A 16707-nucleotide genomic window follows, 5' to 3' on the forward strand; every position below is an offset into this window, starting at 1 on the left:
CGGCCGCCGCTTTTCATTTGCAGGAATAACAGCTTCTTTCTATTTTCGATTATGATCAACCAGATCCGCTCAATTACTCAGGAGAAGGCAGTAAGACTGCTGACATTGGCATTCTTCTGCATCATGCTTATTCTTTTGTTTACATCTTCTACCACAACCGACGAAGGTGATAGCCTGATGCATTATCTCTATGCAAAATATGCCTTTCGGTATCCGTCACATTTCTTTAATCAATGGGCTAAACCTGTGTATGTACTCATCATGGCCCCGGTTGCTCAATTAGGATTTACAGCTGTGCAACTCCTCAATATTATTTTCACCTGTATTAATTTTTATCTCGTTTACCGGATAGCATCACAGGCAAGCATTGCTAAACCATGGATGGCTTCGCTCATCTATGCAGCTATGCCATTAACTGTAACTGTTTCTTTTTCCGGTTTAACTGAACCAATGTTTGCCTGTGCGACTTTGCTGTCAATATTTTTGTTACAGAAAAAAAGAGTGTATGCATCGCTCATACTTTTTTCTTTTCTTCCATTTATTCGCTCAGAAGGTTTGTTGGTTTGCGCTGTGATCTTTCTTTATTTACTTGTGATTGAGAAATACGACCTCATTCCAATCTTGCTGGCGGGACATGTTTTTTATAGTTTTGCCGGGTACATTGTTCATCACGACCTCATGTGGGTGTTCAATAAACTTTCTTACGCCACGCTCAGCAGTGCCTACGGCAGCGGACGATGGGGACACTTTTTTAACGTAATGCCAGAAATAACAGGTGTGGTGGTGAAATATCTGTTATGGGCGGGAGTTTCTTATGGCTTCATTCTCCTGCTACGTGCTTTCAGGAAAAAGATCAATGAAACAGAGCAACAGGAATTATGGTTAATGTATGGAATATTCATATCCGTATTTGCGGGTCATATAATTTTTTGGGCTTTGGGCATTTTTAATTCAATGGGGTTAATAAGACCTATTGCAGGAATTACTCCATTAATGGCCATTATTGCACTGCGTGGTATACAATATTTTACCGCTCCCATTCAGCAATTTAGAGCAGGCTTGTATGTGCAATACCTTTTGCTTGTTGCTGTACTTATCTTTCCATTCACATCAAACGTGTATGCCTACAAATGGAAACGTGATTTTGAATTGAAAGCAGATCAAAAGGCGCAGTTGCAACTGGTGAAATACATCAAACAGTATTATCCAAACCACAGCCAGCACACAATGTATCATGTGTTGCCATGGGTAAGCATTCAGTTAAAACAGGATTGGTTTGATCCTAATCGTCATATTCATATTAACGATGCATTTACACGTAACCAATTTAAGAAAGGAGAACTGTTTATATGGGATGATTGGTTTGCTGTAGTTGAAGGGAATGCTCCATTGGAAGCGGTTCGAAAAGATGGACGTTTTAAAGAAGTGATTTCTTACGAAGAAAAAGACTACTGGGGAAATACTAGAAAAACGGTGTTGTTTGAATTTGTTGGTGCAGAGTAATTATTATTCATCCAATAAATCAGGTCGTCTCTCTTTTGTACGTTGCACTGCCTGCTCATGTCGCCACTCTTCAATTTTCTTTAAGTCACCACTTAACAAAATATCAGGGATCTTCCAGCCATTGTAATCAGCCGGCCTTGTGTACACAGGCGGCGCCAGTAAATGATCCTGGAACGAATCAGTGAGTGCAGATGTTTCATCATTCAGCACACCGGGAATGATGCGACCGATGGCATCAACCAAAACTGCAGCAGCTAATTCACCACCACTCAATACGTAATCACCAATGGAAATTTCCATGGTTACATAATGCTGGCGAATGCGTTCATCAATGCCTTTGTAATGACCGCAGATGAGTAACAAATTTTCTTTGAGTGAAAGACGATTGGCAGTTTGTTGTTTCAACGTTACACCGTCGGGTGTGAGATAAATAATTTCATCGAATTTTTTTTCCTGCTGCAATTCAAGAATGGCTTTCTCTAAAGGTTCGCACATCATCACCATGCCTGCGCCGCCACCGTACTGGTAATCATCTACCTGTCCGTATTCATTTACCGCCCATTTGCGCAGGTGATGAACAGTAACAGTCAACAATCCTTTTTCCTTCGCCCGTTTCATGATCGAATGATTCAATGGACTATCCAGCAATTCAGGAACAATGGAAATAATGTGAATGTGCATGAGCGCAAAGATAAGTATGAAGAAAGAAGTACGAGGTACGAAAGTCTGGCTTATTAATCTCCCTTCTCCAGTATAAAGACCTCTTCAACTTTTTTATTGAGAAGTTTAGCAATTTTCAACGCAAGTGTGGTAGTTGGGATATACTTGCCGGTTTCAATAGCATGGATGGTTTGCCGGGAAACTGATAATTGCTCTGCAAATTCTGTTTGACTGATTTCCTGAATCAATCGCTGTTCCTTTACCTTATTCTTCATTGTCTTTTCCGTTAAATGACTTTGAAGAATATAGCACAAAGTTAAAACGTATAAAGTAAGTCAGCCAAAAAAAGAGAATAATGAAAATAGACATCTGCTCAAATACAAGCCTACCTAAACTGTTCTCGAAAAAAAGCACCAATATAGTTAATCCCAAAAGTAGAAAGAATTGAATCAATGCAGAAAATTGGTACGATTCCAGGCGTACTTTTCGGGTGTATTCATCTTCTGTTTTCTCTTTTGATAAAACAAGAAATGCCATTCCTATCAAAAAACTACAAAAGCTAATAATCAGCAACCCCGTTTTTAGTGAAGGCAGATCCACTGATATAACCTTACGCTGTAACAATACCCAAATAATAAACCCCAAGGGCGCCATGAACACGCCGGCTCTTTTAAATTGATAAGAAAACAGAAAACGTGACTTCATAAGTGTAAAGTTTACTTGACATATCAAATGTAAAGTACGCTTTACATATTTCAAAGTTATTCCAGAAAATATTTGTTAATCCTCTAAAAACTCACCCAAATCACGCCTGTCACGTTTGGTTGGCCGTCCCACTTTACTTAAACGTTTACCGGTATGAAAGGAAGAAGCAACAGATTTTATTCGATTTAATTCATCGGCTGGTGTAATATCGATGTAATGTTTGATGGCTTCGCTGTATTGCACACGGTTGTGTAATAGTTCAGTTACTTTAATCCGCCAACGCTTGGCTTCGGTCTTCACTTCATATTCATCGCCAATGCTCACCGTCTTAGATGCTTTGCATGAATCACCATTGTATTTTACCTTCCCGCCATCGCAGGCAGCTCCGGCCTGGCTTCGGGTTTTGAAGAGGCGGATTGCCCAGAGATATTTATCGATGCGGAGTTTTTCTTTCACTTCCATAACAGTTGCAAGTTACAATTTGTGTTTTGATTATATTCGAACACTCAACTCATCACTATGAAGAAATTTTTTCTTGGTTTTTGTTTTTTAGTTCTTGGATTTTTATCCTTTGCCCAGTTTAAAGCCGATAAAATTAAATGGACGGCTGACGGTAGTTCCATGTACGAAAAGGAGAGCAACAGCATCACAAAAATGAACCTGAAAACAGGTGCACAAACGGTACTTGTTCCGGCGGATGCATTAAAAGTAAACGGTAAAACCATCAGCATTGCCGATTTTGAAGTAAGCAATAATGATCAACTCGTGTTGATCTTTGTCAATACGGCACGAGTGTGGCGTTACAATACAAAAGGCGATTACTGGTACTATCATATTCCTACAAAACGTTTGCAACAGATCGGGAAAGATCGTCCTGCACAAAGTTTACTCTACGCTAAAGTTTCACCCGATGGAGAATTAGCGGCTTATGTTTCTGAAAACAATATTTATGTTGAAGAACTGGCTTCAGGTAAATCGAAAGCATTGACTTCAACCAACAATACAAAAAAGCTCATCAATGGCACATTCGATTGGGTGTATGAAGAAGAGTTTGGTTGCAGAGATGGTTTCCGCTGGAGCAGCGACAGCAAGAGCATTGCTTACTGGCAGGTAGATGCAAACCAGATCAAAGATTATTATATGCTCAATACGACTGATGGAAATTATTCGCAGGTAATTCCTGTTGAATACCCAAAAGTAGGAGAGCAACCATCGCCTGTAAAGATTGGTGTGGTTACAGTTAAAACCGGTGAAACAAAATGGATGAATATTCCCGGCGATCCTGCAAACAATTATCTGCCCCGTTTGGAATGGAGCGGAGCCAATGAATTAATTGTGCAGCAACTCAACCGTAAACAAAACGAAAGCAAATTATACTTCTGCAATACAACTACCGGCGAAGCAAAACAGTTTTACGCAGAAACTGATAAAGCATGGATCGATATTAAAAGTCGCTGGAATGATGACGACCCTCGTGGATGGGAGTTTATGGAAAAAGGAAAATCGTTTTTATGGGTAAGTGAAAAAGATGGATGGCGGCATATTTATAAAGTAACACGTGAAGGAAAAGAAACCTTGCTTACAATTGGCAACTATGATATTGCTACCATCAGCGCTGTTGATGAAACAAAAAATGAACTTTATTTTATTGCATCGCCTGATAACCCCATTCAACGTTATCTCTACAAAGTAAAAATGGATGGTAAGAGCAAAGCTGTTCGTGTAACACCTGCAGGTTATGATGGAACGAACAGTTACGAGTGCTCACCCACCGGAAGTTTTGCTGTGCATAGTTTTACGAGTCGTTTTGTTTCGCCAGCTACACAGTTTCTCAATCTTGCTACACATAAACCTGTTGCAGGTGAAGAACTGTTGAAGACCATGAAGCCGGTGAAGAAAGATAATCTCGAATTCTTTACCATTACTACCGAAGATGGTGTAACGATGGATGGCTGGATGAGCAAACCAAAGAATTATGATCCTTCAAAAAAATACCCGGTTTTATTGTACGTGTACAGCGAGCCTGCTGCAACTACAGTGGAAGATGATTTTTATGCAGGCGGTAATTTTCTGTTTGGTGGCGATATGAATGCACAAGGTTATTTCTATGTATCATTCAACAGCAGGGGTACACCAACATTAAAAGGTGCTGAATGGAGAAAAAGTATTTACAAACAAATCGGTCGTATCAATATTCGTGACCAGGCAATGGGGATGAAAAAATTGTTGGCCGATCGTCCTTACCTTGATGCAAGCCGTGTGGCTGTTTGGGGTTGGAGTGGTGGTGGTTCAACTACATTGCATCTCATGTTCCAATATCCTGATCTGTTTCAAACAGGCATTTCCATTGCTGCAGTAGGTAATCAATTGTTTTACGATAATATTTACCAGGAACGTTACATGGGTTTGCCACAGGAGAACAAAGATGATTTTATTAAAGGATCGCCGATCACTTATGCAAAGAATCTGAAAGGAAATTTATTATACATCCATGGTACAGGCGACGACAATGTGCATTACAGCAACGCAGAAGTGTTAGTGAATGAGTTGATCAAACATGGCAAGCTGTTCCAGTTTATGCCTTATCCAAATCGTACACACAGTATCAGTGAGGGGCAGGGAACCTTCCAGCATTTATCAAAACTGTATACAGCGTATTTAAAAGAAAAATGTCCTCCGGGCGCAAAATAAATTTTATAAAAAGGGTCGCAATGCGATCCTTTTTAATTTCTATCGGTAATGGGCAAGCATAAAAATCTTATCTTAACCCCTCAACTAAATTGCATGAGAACAAAATATTTTTTCTTTTTCCTGTTATTGATCACAACATTACAGGCAACTGCACAACGTACACTTATCCATTGCGGCAAACTCATTGACACAAAAGATGGGAAAGTAGTAAGTAATGTCACCATTATTGTACAAGGACCGACCATTGCTGAGGTGGTAAATGGTTTTACTGTTGCTACAGCAACAGACAAAGTGATCGACTTAAAAAATAAAACTGTGATGCCCGGCTTAATGGATATGCATGTGCACATGGAAAGTGAAACAAAAAAAGGAGCTGTTGCAGACCGCTTCACATTGAACCCGCCCGATATTGCTTTTCAAAGTACGCTGTATGCACGCACTACTTTGATGGCCGGTTTTACAACGGTTCGTGATTTGGGTGGAAGCGGTGTAAATCTTTCGTTACGTAATTCGATTAACAGGGGAGTTGTTGTTGGTCCACGTATTTTCTCTGCCGGCAAATCAATTGCCACAACAGGCGGTCATGCCGATCCTACTAACGGTTACAGCAAAGCGCTGATGGGTGATCCCGGACCTGCAGAAGGTGTGATCAACGGACCTGAAGAAGCATATCATGCCGTTCGTCAACGTTACAAAGATGGAAGTGATTGCATTAAGATCACGGCAACAGGTGGTGTGTTGAGTCAGGCAAAAGATGGATCAAGTCCGCAGTTTACAGTGGAAGAAGTAAGAGCCATTGTAACTGCTGCAAAAGATTATGGTTTTACAGTAGCAGCGCATGCCCATGGTGCAGAAGGAATCAAGCGAGCAATTAAAGGTGGCGTGACAAGTATTGAACATGGCAGTTACATGGATGATGAAGGCATTGCATTGGCAAAAGAATACGGTACCTGGATGGTGCCAACGATCACTGCAGGTAAATCAACTGCTGATAGTGCAAAGATACCTGGCTATTATACTGATATTGTTACACCGAAGGCATTGGCTGTTGGTCCGCAAATACAAAGCACATTTGCACGAGCATATAAAGCAGGTGTGAAGATCGCCTTTGGAACAGATGCAGGTGTGTTTGCACACGGCAAGAACTGGATGGAGTTTGTGTACATGACGGAAGTTGGTATGCCGCCGATGGAAGCCATACAAACCGCCACCAAAAATGCAGCAACAATGTTGAACATGTGGGATAAACTCGGCAGTATTGAAAAAGGAAAGATCGCAGATATCATTGCTGTTGATGGCGATCCGTTAAGTGATATTAAAGTGATGGGGAAAGTAGTGTTTGTGATGAAGGAAGGGAAAGTTTATAAGAGGGATGGAGTGCAGGTGTTGTGAGGATTTTATTACAACGATAAATTATAAAGGCGCAGAAAATATCTGCGCCTTCTATGTTATCTGTGAGCAAAAAAACTACGCTTCCGCAAAATGCTTATGGAAATACGGAATGGTTTCAATGCCTTTATAGAAATTAAAAATGTCGTACTTCTCATTTGGGCTGTGCAGGTTATCACTGTCTAAACCAAAACCCATGAACACGATCTTAATGCCCAGTTCTTTTTCAAACAGCGCACAAATAGGAATACTGCCGCCACCACGTACCGGAATGGCATCTTTACCAAATGTGTCTTTAATAGCTGCTGCTGCTGCTTTGTACGCTTTGCTGTCAACCGGTGTCATGTAGGGTTCGCCACCATGATGTTCAAATGCTTTGATGCTAACACCGGCAGGTGCAATACTTTTAAAGTAGTTCAATAATTTTTCTGTGATCTTTTCGCTTGATTGATTCGGTACTAATCGTGCAGAAATTTTAGCGAATGCTTTTGAAGGCAACACAGTTTTTGCACCTTCGCCGGTATAACCACCCCAGATGCCATTCAACTCCAATGTTGGACGAATACCAGTGCGTTCATTGGTGGTAAATCCTTTTTCACCCCAGAGTTTGTCAACACCAAGATCAGTGCTGTATTCTTTTTCATCGTAAGGAGCAGCAGCCATCAGTTTGCGTTCCTCGGCAGTTGCTTCAACCACATCATCATAAAAACCAGGAATGGTGATATGATTATTTTCATCATGACAACTTGCGATCATCTTTGCCAACATGGTGATAGGATTTGCAACAGCACCACCATACACACCACTGTGCAAATCACGGTTAGGGCCTGTTACTTCCACTTCAATATAACTCAATCCACGCACACCAATATCAATGCTTGGGTTTTCCATGCTGATCATGGCAGTATCGCTGATGAGCACCACATCGGCCTTCAACAATTCTTTATTCTCTTTTACAAAGGTGCCGAGGTTGGGGCTACCCACTTCTTCTTCACCTTCAATACAGAATTTAATATTCGTTGCGAGTGAATTTGTTTTCACCATTGTTTCCAATGCCTTTACATGCATGTAAAACTGGCCTTTATCATCGCAGGCGCCACGTGCAAAAATTTTACCGTCTTTGATCGTTGGATCAAATGGATCGCTGTGCCAGAGGTTGAGCGGATCAACTGGCTGCACATCGTAATGACCGTACACCAGCACAGTTGGTTTTGCCGGGTCGATCATTTTTTCACCATACACGATCGGGTGACCGGCAGTAGGATAAATCGTAACCGTATCGGCACCTGCTTCAAGTAAGCGTTGTTTCACCGCTTCTGCACAGGCAACCATGTCGGCCTTGTTTTCACTTTTAGCGCTGATGGAAGGGATGCGTAATAATTCGAGCAATTCGTTGAGGAAACGGTCTTTGTTCTGTTCCTGGTAATCTTTCCAAGCCTGCATATAGTAGTTATTTGAGATTTGAAATTCTGACTCTTAAAATGGAGTACGAATGTAGGAGTTACCACTAAGGTTGCCAACTTTTGACCAACTCTCTGTATGAAGGGTAAGGGCTTGCCGAAAGTTGGCAACCTTTTACCTTCGGGGTTAAAGAAATGTGAAGACAAAAAAATGTTTATAAATTCTGCAACATTGTATTTGTTCCGTCGTTAATATTGCATCCATAACGGCCTCTGCAGATGCTACTTCCCGCTTGCTATTGTGAAGATGTTTTCTGCAGGGGCCGTGACTATTTAGCCAACTCCCGTTATAATTTTATTGTTACAGCAACCGGGCAATGATCGCTAGCGCCTTGCTTATCGGTTACGTCGGTAAAGCGTGGACCGGTATATTTTGTTGCTTTGGTGATAAGACCTTTGCGAACAATTTCAGGCACCGCTGTTGGGTTTGCTGTTGCTAATTTTTTTGATAGAAAAATATAATCGATCTGTTTGTAGCGTTCATCAATTGGGATAGAAGTTGTGTCCCAGTAATGCGTCCATTGTTCAGCAGGGTCAGTTATTCTTGTTTGCACCACATTCTCCATCCACTTACTATTGAGTAATTTTTTCAAACTTGTTTTGTCATCCGGATAATCGTTAAGATCACCCACAACGATCCAGTTTTCTTTTTCGGGATTATTCTTGTATTTCTTCTTGATGATGTCTAAAACAGTTTGCGATTGCAATTCTCTGCGTGGAGCGGTCTTTGCTCGTTTTTGAGCGGGTGTTAGATTGCCCTTATCAAACATTGATTTGAAATGATTCACAAAAATGGTGAGAAGCTTTCCGGCGATCATAAATTCAACCTCCAGACAGTCCCTGGAGAATACCGCTGTACTTCCGCTTTTAATGTATTGATGTGTTTTAATGCAATCGAATGGAATTTTGCTGATGATGGCCACATCAATGAGCCTCGGATCATTTGCATCGATCAGTATCCTGTATTTGTAACTTGATGAGGAAAGATATTCTGAAACAAAGTTTTTTAACGTATCGAGATTCTCTACTTCCTGCAGACAAACAATATCAGCTTTGGTTGCTTTAATGGCATCGGCAGTAAGTTTCCGTTCTGTTTCATTTACGGTTGTAAGAACAGTTTTATCGATAATGAAACCGTCGGTAATGCGTTTTTCAATTTGTTCTTTTGTAAGTTTTTTATTGAAGCGGTAACGACGAAAAAGATTTTCGCAGTTGAAGGTGGCGATGGTAATTGCAGACATGGTAAAGGTATTTTGTACATCAAGATAATGTTTCAAAATACCAGTTGCAATACCGCAAAGCGGGAACAAAAAAAAGTTGATAGAAAATTAATGCACAGCAGATGTTTACAATGCTTCAAAACGTTGCTGTACAAAATCCCAGTTTACAACTTTCCACCAGGCAGCAATATAATCAGGACGCTTGTTTTGATATTTCAGGTAGTAAGCATGTTCCCACACATCCAAACCGAGTAATGGTGTTCCTTTAATATCACTTACATTCATGAGTGGATTATCCTGGTTTGGCGTTGAGCCGATTTTCAATTGCTTGTTACCATCCGCATACAACCATGCCCAGCCGCTGCCGAAACGGTTTTTACCTGCATCGGTAAACTGTGTTTGAAATGCTTCGAAGCTGTTGAATGATTGTTGAATGGAAGAAAGAAGTTTTCCGGTTGGTTGTCCGCCACCATTTGGTTTCATGCAACGCCAGAATAATTCATGATTGTAATGACCTCCACCGTTATTGCGCACTTTCGCTGAGTAAGCAGATATGTTGCTGAAGATATTCTCAACCGGTTTTGATTGATCGATGTTTTCTGCTTTAGCAGCATCACGCAGATTGGTTGCATAAGCTGCAGCATGTTTGCTGTAATGAATTTCCATTGTCATAGCATCGATCACGGGCTCAAGATCTTTATACGCATAGGGTAGTGGCGTTTGTTCAAATCCTACTAATGCAGAACTGCCACCTAACACTTTTGCTGATTTACATCCGGCCAACAGATCAACTCCTGCAACACTGGCGGCTGCAACGGCTACAGTTGTTTTAGCTGACTGATCAATAAAACTGCGGCGTGAAATATGTTTTGACATAATGGTAAATTTTGAAGAGTTAAGTTACAACCAAATCAGCTGTACCGATTATTCTTTTCGTTTTAGCCAGCGACTTAGTCCAATACGACGCATCGTTCTGTAATAAAACTCTGCATTGAAGAGATTTGAATCCTTCATCGCTTTCCAGGTAAGAAAAATACCAATGGGGATGAGCACAACAGTCGACATCCACATGCCTGCACCCGGTTTCATCGTGTCTTCTCTTACCATTTTTTCACCCGTGGTATTCACAATGTGAAACACGATAAAGAAAAATACAGATATCACAAGTGGTAAACCCAAGCCGCCTTTGCGGATGATAGAACCGAGAGGTGCACCAATCAGGAACAACACTACACAGGCAAACGATAATGTAAACTTTCGATGTTGTTCGATCCTGTGCAGACGAAGTTGTTTTTGCTGATCAACAAACTCATACGATAAAAAATCGATGGAACTTTTGGCACCTGAGATTTTTGTTACTGCATTAGAGTAAACGTTCCGTTTTAATGAATCGGGGATCAGCTCTCTGAAGTTCTTTACTTTTTTAGCAACCGCTTTGTTGTTTTTCCAAACACTATCAGGCACCGATTGTAATGGAAACATTGGTCTGATATCTCTTCTCGATTTCTGGCCAAGCTTTGCAATTACTCCTTCAAGTGAATCAGCAACCGTTGTCAGTTGTTGAAGACTAAGCATTTTGTAATAGGTCTTAAATGTTGAGTCTGCTGTTTTAGTAAGTTTAAAAGAGCTGAGGTCAAACACTTTTTTATATTCTTTAAAACCTAAACGATAGTATTCTGTTTCAGTAGTGCCTGCACTTCCTTTTTCCTGGTAGCGCCATCCGTTTTGTAAGTTGAATGATAAGAAACGTTGGTCACCTGAAATGGTCATTGTTCCTTTTTCTGCAAGAATGATATTATCCTGAAGTGAATAGTTGTGTTCGTAAATAACAACATTGTGAATGATGGAATCATTTTCTTTTCGTCCAACCTTAATGGTGTAACCATCCAGTTTTTTATAGAACACACCCTCTTTAATATCGAAAGCTGGCTTTGCTACACGTATATCATACAACAGTGTACGCATTTTTAATTCAGCAACCGGTATTACGTAGTTGGCAAATGCAAAAGCAACAACGCCAAGTAACATTGAAACGATCAGTACCGGACGCATAAACCGAATAAGCGGTATGCCTGCACTTTTAATAGCAACTAATTCAAATGATTCACCAAGATTACCAAAAGTCATGATCGATGATAGCAGGATTCCCAGTGGTAAAGCAAGCGGCACCAGCGTTGTACTTACATAACCAATAAACTGGATGAGTGTGAACGTATCGATCCCTTTTCCAACAAAATCATCAATGTATAACCAGAAGAATTGAACTACAAGAATAAATACAGCAATAAAGAAGGTAGCCAGGAACGGCCCGATAAATGCTTTTATAATAAGTTTGTCTAACTTTTTAAACACAGATCTTCTTTTTTATGCAGGAATCATCAAAGGTAAGTCTTTCAGCTTTTGAGCGGCAACTGGTAACGGATGCAAATTGGATTTTAACAAAGAACAGGATAATTGAAAAAGTGTACCTGCTGTTTGGTAACCTTAGTGAACTGTATAAAGTGGAGCCGTTGCTGCAAAAATTACCTGCTGAAGCGTTGCTGAGTTCACCTAAAATTGCAAAAGGCGAAAATTATGAAGGCCTGCCTTATGTGATGCTCGATTATCCCCGTTGCTTTGGAAAAGAAGATACATTAGCGATACGAACATTTTTCTGGTGGGGAAATTTTTTCAGCATCACCTTACAGTTAAAAGGAAACTATCTTAAGGAGTATGCTTCAGTTATTCAGCAAAATATTACTACAACTGCTGATGAAGAATTATGGATAAATACTGCTGATGAAGAATGGATGCATCACTTTCGGAGCGATAATATGATACGCACAACAGAACATCAGCAAAGCATCAGTGATAAAAAAATACTGAAACTTGCAGTTCAATGTAAGCTTGAAGAATGGGATAATGCTGAAACGAAACTTACCAATTCATTTCAACGCTTGCTAGATTTATTACAAGAACATTAACTGCCGATCCGGTGAAAAAGATCTTTCACCTGGTATTCCCACAAACGACTTTGATCTTTGATTTCTTTTTTATCAGCAAAATCTTTTACAATCAATATTGTTTGATTGGAAATTTCAGTGCGTTCAATTCTGAATTCAAAGTATTCTTCTTTCGGAGAATGTGTCCAGCGGTAACGTACAAATTTATCTAACTCACTTTCCAACAATTCAGCTTTTTCATCTGAACCATTCCAGTTAAACGAAAAGATACCATCCCGTTCATCAACTCTATCAGCAAACCATTCCTGGAGACCTGACGGCGTTGCTAAAAATTCGAATAAAATACCTGGCGAGCACCGTACTGGAAATTCCAGCGTGTATAAAACTTTCTTACTCATTTGTTCTTTCGCAGAGCGATTTGATGCAATAATAAAAAAATAATGCAGTATTCAAAATTTTTACTTCTTTATTATTGTTTAATTATTATTTCACAATAGTTAAACAAAAATGACAAATTTAGCTGAAAAGCAAGCCAGACGGGGCTTTTTTTTGGCTGATTTGTTAAATAAGGTTAAATTAGGATGAAGTTTTAAGACCTAATACTCAGGTAATGTAATGGTTTTTATTTGTGATTTAATTACGTTACCCGATTTTATGGTCCGGAGCTATGAAACAACATCAGTTTAACCTAAAAACCAAAGCTTATGAGCATGCGCCAACTCAAAATCACAAAATCTATCACCAACCGTGAATCGCAGAGTCTTGAAAAGTATCTGCAGGAGATCGGTAAGGTAGAATTAATCACCCCTGAAGAAGAAGTAAAACTTGCTGAACGGATCAAACAAGGTGACCAACGGGCACTCGACCGTTTAACAAAAGCCAATCTTCGTTTTGTGGTATCTGTAGCTAAGCAATACCAGAATCAGGGTCTCTCTCTTCCCGATCTTATCAATGAAGGAAATTTAGGATTGATCAAAGCGGCACAACGTTTTGATGAAACCCGTGGGTTCAAATTTATTTCCTATGCCGTTTGGTGGATCAGGCAAAGTATCCTGCAGGCATTGGCCGAGCAATCAAGAATTGTTCGATTGCCATTGAACAAAGTGGGATTAACCAATCGTATCAACAAAGCCTTCTCACAACTGGAGCAGGAGTATGAGCGTGAACCTTCTGCAGAAGAACTGGCAGAAATGCTGGAACTGGAAATTGAAGAAGTATCGTCTACATTAAGTATTTCATCACGCCATGTAAGTATGGATTCTCCATTGAGTGATGGGGAAGAAAATACCTTGATGGATGTGATGGAAAATCCAAATGCAGTTGCAACAGATGGCGAACTTGATCACAACGAATCACTCCGCACAGAAATTACACGTTCGCTTAAAACTTTGACCGAACGTCAGCAGGATGTGATCCGTTATTTCTTCGGCATTGGTGTTGATCATCCATTGAGTCTTGAAGATATTGGTGAGCGTTTCAATCTTACACGTGAACGTGTACGCCAGATCAAAGACAAGGCCATCAGTAAATTAAAGACCAACAGCCGTTGTAAACTCTTAAAAGGATATTTAGGCTAATGAAATAAACTTTACGCATTTTGAACGGGAGCTAAAAGCTCCCGTTTTTTTGTCCATTATAATTTGAACGTTCAGTTTCATTTATCTTCGTAACCATCATGAATCGTTTTGCATCTTATTTACTCATTGCAGTGGTTGCTGCTTTATTATTTTTCCATTCGCTTGGTCGTGTTCCGTTATTTGATTGGGACGAGATCAACTTTGCCGAGAGTGCAAGGGAAATGATCGAGACCGGCAACTACATGCAGGTGCAGATCAATTATGAACCATTCTGGGAAAAGCCACCTTTATTTTTCTGGATGCAGGTGGCAGCAATGAAAGTGTTTGGTGTGAATGAATTTGCAGCCCGACTGCCCAATGCTATTTGCGGTATTGCTACACTTCTCATTCTTTTTGGAATTGGTAAAAGGTTACATAACGAACGGTTTGCTTTCTGGTGGGTATTAATCTATGCAGGCACATTTTTGCCGCATCTGTATTTCAAGAGCGGCATCATCGATCCGTGGTTTAATCTTTTTATTTTTCTAGGCATTTATTTTCTCAGTCGTTTTCTTTCTGCAAAGGAAGAGCGACAGAAATTTATGCAACACCTGGTTTTATCGGGACTGTTTACCGGAATTGCTATTTTAACCAAAGGTCCTGTTGCAGCATTGGTGGTGTTACTGAGTTACGGCTTGTTTATTTTATTCAACCGCTGGAAAGGTTGGGTATCGATCAAATACTATCTTATTTGGGGATTGATCGTTTTGCTGGTCACAATGATCTGGTTTGGTTTAGAGATTGCACAGCATGGCTGGTGGTTTGTAAATGAGTTCATCACATATCAGATTCGTTTGTTCAAAACAAAAGATGCGGGGCATGGTGGATTTCTGTTGTATCATTTTGTGGTGGTATTGATTGGTTGTTTTCCTGCTTCACTTTTGATCTTCCGTTATAAAAATCAACTGCATGAAAATAAGCATCATCAATATTTCCGGATGTTTATGATTGCATCATTGATTGTGATATTGGTGCTGTTCACGATTGTAAAAACTAAGATCGTTCACTATTCTTCGTTTACTTATTTGCCGATTGGTTATTTAGCTGCTTCAACTGTGTACGGTATCGTCAATCGTACCGCACAATTGAAAGGCTGGCAAAAATTCGGATTGCTGTTCCTTGGCATCATCTGGAGTATTCTCTTTATTGCGTTGCCATTGATCGGAAATAATATCGACTGGATCAAACCATTGCTCAGCAAAGATGCTTTTGCAATGGGTAATGTGGAAGCTGATGTGGATTGGAATTATTTCTTAATGATTCCGGGTGTGCTATTCTTGGCCGCTGTAATTGTAAGCACAATTTGGTTGCAACAAAAGAAAGTTCAAAAAGCGATCTTTCTTCTTCTCATCGCCTGTATCGGTGCCATGCAGGTATTGCTAACGTTGTTTACACCACGCATTGAAAAGTATTCTCAACATGCAGCCATTGAATTTTACGAATCATTGCAGGGGAAAGATGTTTATATCAAAACACTTGGGTATAAAAGCTATGCTCAATATTTCTATACACGTATTAAACCAAATCTGCGCAAAGAAGCAAAAGATGAGAACTGGTTATTGACCGGCAATGTAGATAAGCCAACATACTTCATCAGCAAGAATACTTTTGAAAAAGAAGTGATGAGCAAGCATGCCGATAAGTTAGATGTCGTTGGACGAAAGAATGGATTTGTGTTTTATAAACGAAAAGGTTAAAGGAATAAGGCTTAGGGTTGAAGGCTCTTCCAGAAATGACAGGTTGATCGAACTTAGAAATCTTAAACCCTAAACCATCAACCTTCTCCCTTCCTCACCCCATCAAACAAAAGATCACCGGAATTTTATGCAGCTCCGGTATTTGCTTTTTCCATTCAGCCACTGTTTTAGTTTGAATGAATTCATTTGCCGCAGTAAGATTTGCTGCAATACAAATGCGTGTTTGCGGTTTACAGCTTTTTAAAATTGTTTCCAGTAATTGATTATTGCGGTAAGGCGTTTCAATAAATACCTGGGTGCTTTGAAATTTTGCAGACAACTCTTCCAGCTGATTCAACTTTCGTTTACGCTGCGGTTCTTCTATCGGCAAATAACCAACAAATGAAAACTGTTGTCCATTCATACCACTTGCCATCAATGCCAGTAAAATAGAGCTTGGTCCCACCAATGGTTTTACTGTTGCTCCAACCTGGTGCGCTGCTTCGATCAACACTTGTCCCGGATCTGCGATACCTGGACAACCTGCTTCACTGATAATACCAATGTTTTTACCAGCCTTCAGCTTTTGCATGAATTGGTTCTTTACCTGCGCTTCAGCTTTATGAATGATGAACCATTCGTAATCATCGATCACAATAGCCTTATCCAGTTTTTTCAGGTAACGTCTTGCTGTACGTTCGTTCTCTACAAAAAATACATTGCATTGCTTTACTGCATCCAACACATAAGCAGGAATAGCTTGCAGACTTTCGTCTTCTAAAGGCGCAGGTATTAAATAAACAACAGACAATTGAACAGAGATTTAATCAGTAAACAGCAAATGT

The 16707-nt window shown here is 40.0% G+C and carries 16 protein-coding genes; 6 read left to right on the forward strand and 10 right to left on the reverse strand.

The window, feature by feature from the left end:
• Positions 1-51: 51 nt before the first annotated feature.
• Complete coding sequence (locus H4075_RS03010) at positions 52-1503, forward strand: hypothetical protein (RefSeq protein WP_182804023.1); 1452 nt, start codon at positions 52-54, stop codon at positions 1501-1503.
• Positions 1504-1506: 3 nt separating this feature from the next.
• Here the strand turns inward: H4075_RS03010 and trmD are convergent, their stop codons facing one another.
• The 4 genes from trmD to H4075_RS03030 form a co-directional block, all read right to left on the reverse strand.
• The gene (trmD, locus tag H4075_RS03015) at positions 1507-2184 is read right to left on the reverse strand and encodes a tRNA (guanosine(37)-N1)-methyltransferase TrmD (RefSeq protein ID WP_182804025.1); all 678 of its coding nucleotides are present in this window, start codon (positions 2182-2184) and stop codon (positions 1507-1509) included.
• Positions 2185-2237: 53 nt separating this feature from the next.
• Positions 2238-2438, reverse strand: a complete 201-nt coding sequence (locus tag H4075_RS03020) for a helix-turn-helix transcriptional regulator (RefSeq protein WP_182804027.1) — start codon at positions 2436-2438, stop codon at positions 2238-2240.
• Positions 2428-2868 carry a hypothetical protein gene (locus H4075_RS03025; protein ID WP_182804029.1) on the reverse strand — a complete coding sequence of 147 codons (441 nt, stop codon included), beginning with the start codon at positions 2866-2868 and terminating at the stop codon, positions 2428-2430. The genes H4075_RS03020 and H4075_RS03025 overlap by 11 nt, the downstream gene beginning before the upstream one ends.
• A gap of 75 nt (positions 2869-2943) precedes the next feature.
• Positions 2944-3330: an RNA-binding S4 domain-containing protein gene (locus tag H4075_RS03030; protein WP_182804031.1), complete on the reverse strand. Its 387-nt coding sequence runs from the start codon at positions 3328-3330 to the stop codon at positions 2944-2946.
• 57 nt (positions 3331-3387) lie between these two features.
• Here H4075_RS03030 and H4075_RS03035 point away from each other — a divergent pair, with 57 nt between their 5' ends.
• Together H4075_RS03035 and H4075_RS03040 are read left to right on the forward strand one after the other, a co-directional pair.
• Complete coding sequence (locus H4075_RS03035; RefSeq protein ID WP_182804033.1) at positions 3388-5559, forward strand: S9 family peptidase; 2172 nt, start codon at positions 3388-3390, stop codon at positions 5557-5559.
• Between the two features lie 93 nt (positions 5560-5652).
• The gene (locus H4075_RS03040) at positions 5653-6951 is read left to right on the forward strand and encodes a metal-dependent hydrolase family protein (protein ID WP_182804035.1); all 1299 of its coding nucleotides are present in this window, start codon (positions 5653-5655) and stop codon (positions 6949-6951) included.
• Positions 6952-7026: 75 nt separating this feature from the next.
• Here the strand turns inward: H4075_RS03040 and H4075_RS03045 are convergent, their stop codons facing one another.
• The 4 genes from H4075_RS03045 to H4075_RS03060 form a co-directional block, all read right to left on the reverse strand.
• Positions 7027-8391, reverse strand: coding sequence for a dipeptidase (locus H4075_RS03045; protein ID WP_182804037.1), 1365 nt, complete (start codon positions 8389-8391; stop codon positions 7027-7029).
• A gap of 304 nt (positions 8392-8695) precedes the next feature.
• Complete coding sequence (locus tag H4075_RS03050; protein WP_182804038.1) at positions 8696-9649, reverse strand: endonuclease/exonuclease/phosphatase family protein; 954 nt, start codon at positions 9647-9649, stop codon at positions 8696-8698.
• A 105-nt stretch (positions 9650-9754) separates the two neighbouring features.
• Entirely contained in the window at positions 9755-10504 is a 750-nt protein-coding gene (locus H4075_RS03055) for a superoxide dismutase (RefSeq protein WP_182804040.1), read from the reverse strand.
• A 48-nt stretch (positions 10505-10552) separates the two neighbouring features.
• Positions 10553-11980: an LptF/LptG family permease gene (locus H4075_RS03060; RefSeq protein WP_182804042.1), complete on the reverse strand. Its 1428-nt coding sequence runs from the start codon at positions 11978-11980 to the stop codon at positions 10553-10555.
• Positions 11981-11994: 14 nt separating this feature from the next.
• On the opposite strand from H4075_RS03060, the gene H4075_RS03065 reads away from it, so the two are divergent.
• Positions 11995-12591 carry a hypothetical protein gene (locus H4075_RS03065; RefSeq protein ID WP_182804044.1) on the forward strand — a complete coding sequence of 199 codons (597 nt, stop codon included), beginning with the start codon at positions 11995-11997 and terminating at the stop codon, positions 12589-12591.
• On the opposite strand, the gene H4075_RS03070 is transcribed toward H4075_RS03065, so the two are convergent.
• On the reverse strand, positions 12588-12968 hold the full coding sequence (locus H4075_RS03070) for an START-like domain-containing protein (protein WP_182804045.1): 381 nt from the start codon (positions 12966-12968) through the stop codon (positions 12588-12590). The genes H4075_RS03065 and H4075_RS03070 overlap by 4 nt on opposite strands.
• Before the next feature lie 312 nt (positions 12969-13280).
• On the opposite strand from H4075_RS03070, the gene H4075_RS03075 reads away from it, so the two are divergent.
• Together H4075_RS03075 and H4075_RS03080 are read left to right on the forward strand one after the other, a co-directional pair.
• The gene (locus H4075_RS03075; RefSeq protein ID WP_182804047.1) at positions 13281-14147 is read left to right on the forward strand and encodes a sigma-70 family RNA polymerase sigma factor; all 867 of its coding nucleotides are present in this window, start codon (positions 13281-13283) and stop codon (positions 14145-14147) included.
• Between the two features lie 98 nt (positions 14148-14245).
• Positions 14246-15883: an ArnT family glycosyltransferase gene (locus tag H4075_RS03080; RefSeq protein ID WP_182804049.1), complete on the forward strand. Its 1638-nt coding sequence runs from the start codon at positions 14246-14248 to the stop codon at positions 15881-15883.
• Positions 15884-15977: 94 nt separating this feature from the next.
• Here H4075_RS03080 and H4075_RS03085 read toward each other — a convergent pair whose 3' ends face one another.
• A complete protein-coding gene (locus H4075_RS03085) occupies positions 15978-16673 on the reverse strand; it encodes an SAM-dependent methyltransferase (protein ID WP_182804051.1) in 696 nt (231 codons plus the stop codon).
• Positions 16674-16707: the final 34 nt, after the last annotated feature.

The organism is Lacibacter sediminis (genome assembly GCF_014168535.1).
GTDB classification, from domain to species: Bacteria; Bacteroidota; Bacteroidia; order Chitinophagales; family Chitinophagaceae; genus Lacibacter; species Lacibacter sediminis.

Bases quoted from the DNA above. Each gene is read 5' to 3' on its own strand.
- H4075_RS03010 (WP_182804023.1), top strand. From the start codon at position 52: ATGATCAACCAGATCCGCTCAATTACTCAGGAGAAGGCAGTAAGACTG.
- trmD (WP_182804025.1), bottom strand. From the start codon at position 2,184: ATGCACATTCACATTATTTCCATTGTTCCTGAATTGCTGGATAGTCCA.
- H4075_RS03020 (WP_182804027.1), bottom strand. From the start codon at position 2,438: ATGAAGAATAAGGTAAAGGAACAGCGATTGATTCAGGAAATCAGTCAA.
- H4075_RS03025 (WP_182804029.1), bottom strand. From the start codon at position 2,868: ATGAAGTCACGTTTTCTGTTTTCTTATCAATTTAAAAGAGCCGGCGTG.
- H4075_RS03030 (WP_182804031.1), bottom strand. From the start codon at position 3,330: ATGGAAGTGAAAGAAAAACTCCGCATCGATAAATATCTCTGGGCAATC.
- H4075_RS03035 (WP_182804033.1), top strand. From the start codon at position 3,388: ATGAAGAAATTTTTTCTTGGTTTTTGTTTTTTAGTTCTTGGATTTTTA.
- H4075_RS03040 (WP_182804035.1), top strand. From the start codon at position 5,653: ATGAGAACAAAATATTTTTTCTTTTTCCTGTTATTGATCACAACATTA.
- H4075_RS03045 (WP_182804037.1), bottom strand. From the start codon at position 8,391: ATGCAGGCTTGGAAAGATTACCAGGAACAGAACAAAGACCGTTTCCTC.
- H4075_RS03050 (WP_182804038.1), bottom strand. From the start codon at position 9,649: ATGTCTGCAATTACCATCGCCACCTTCAACTGCGAAAATCTTTTTCGT.
- H4075_RS03055 (WP_182804040.1), bottom strand. From the start codon at position 10,504: ATGTCAAAACATATTTCACGCCGCAGTTTTATTGATCAGTCAGCTAAA.
- H4075_RS03065 (WP_182804044.1), top strand. From the start codon at position 11,995: ATGCAGGAATCATCAAAGGTAAGTCTTTCAGCTTTTGAGCGGCAACTG.
- H4075_RS03070 (WP_182804045.1), bottom strand. From the start codon at position 12,968: ATGAGTAAGAAAGTTTTATACACGCTGGAATTTCCAGTACGGTGCTCG.
- H4075_RS03075 (WP_182804047.1), top strand. From the start codon at position 13,281: ATGCGCCAACTCAAAATCACAAAATCTATCACCAACCGTGAATCGCAG.
- H4075_RS03080 (WP_182804049.1), top strand. From the start codon at position 14,246: ATGAATCGTTTTGCATCTTATTTACTCATTGCAGTGGTTGCTGCTTTA.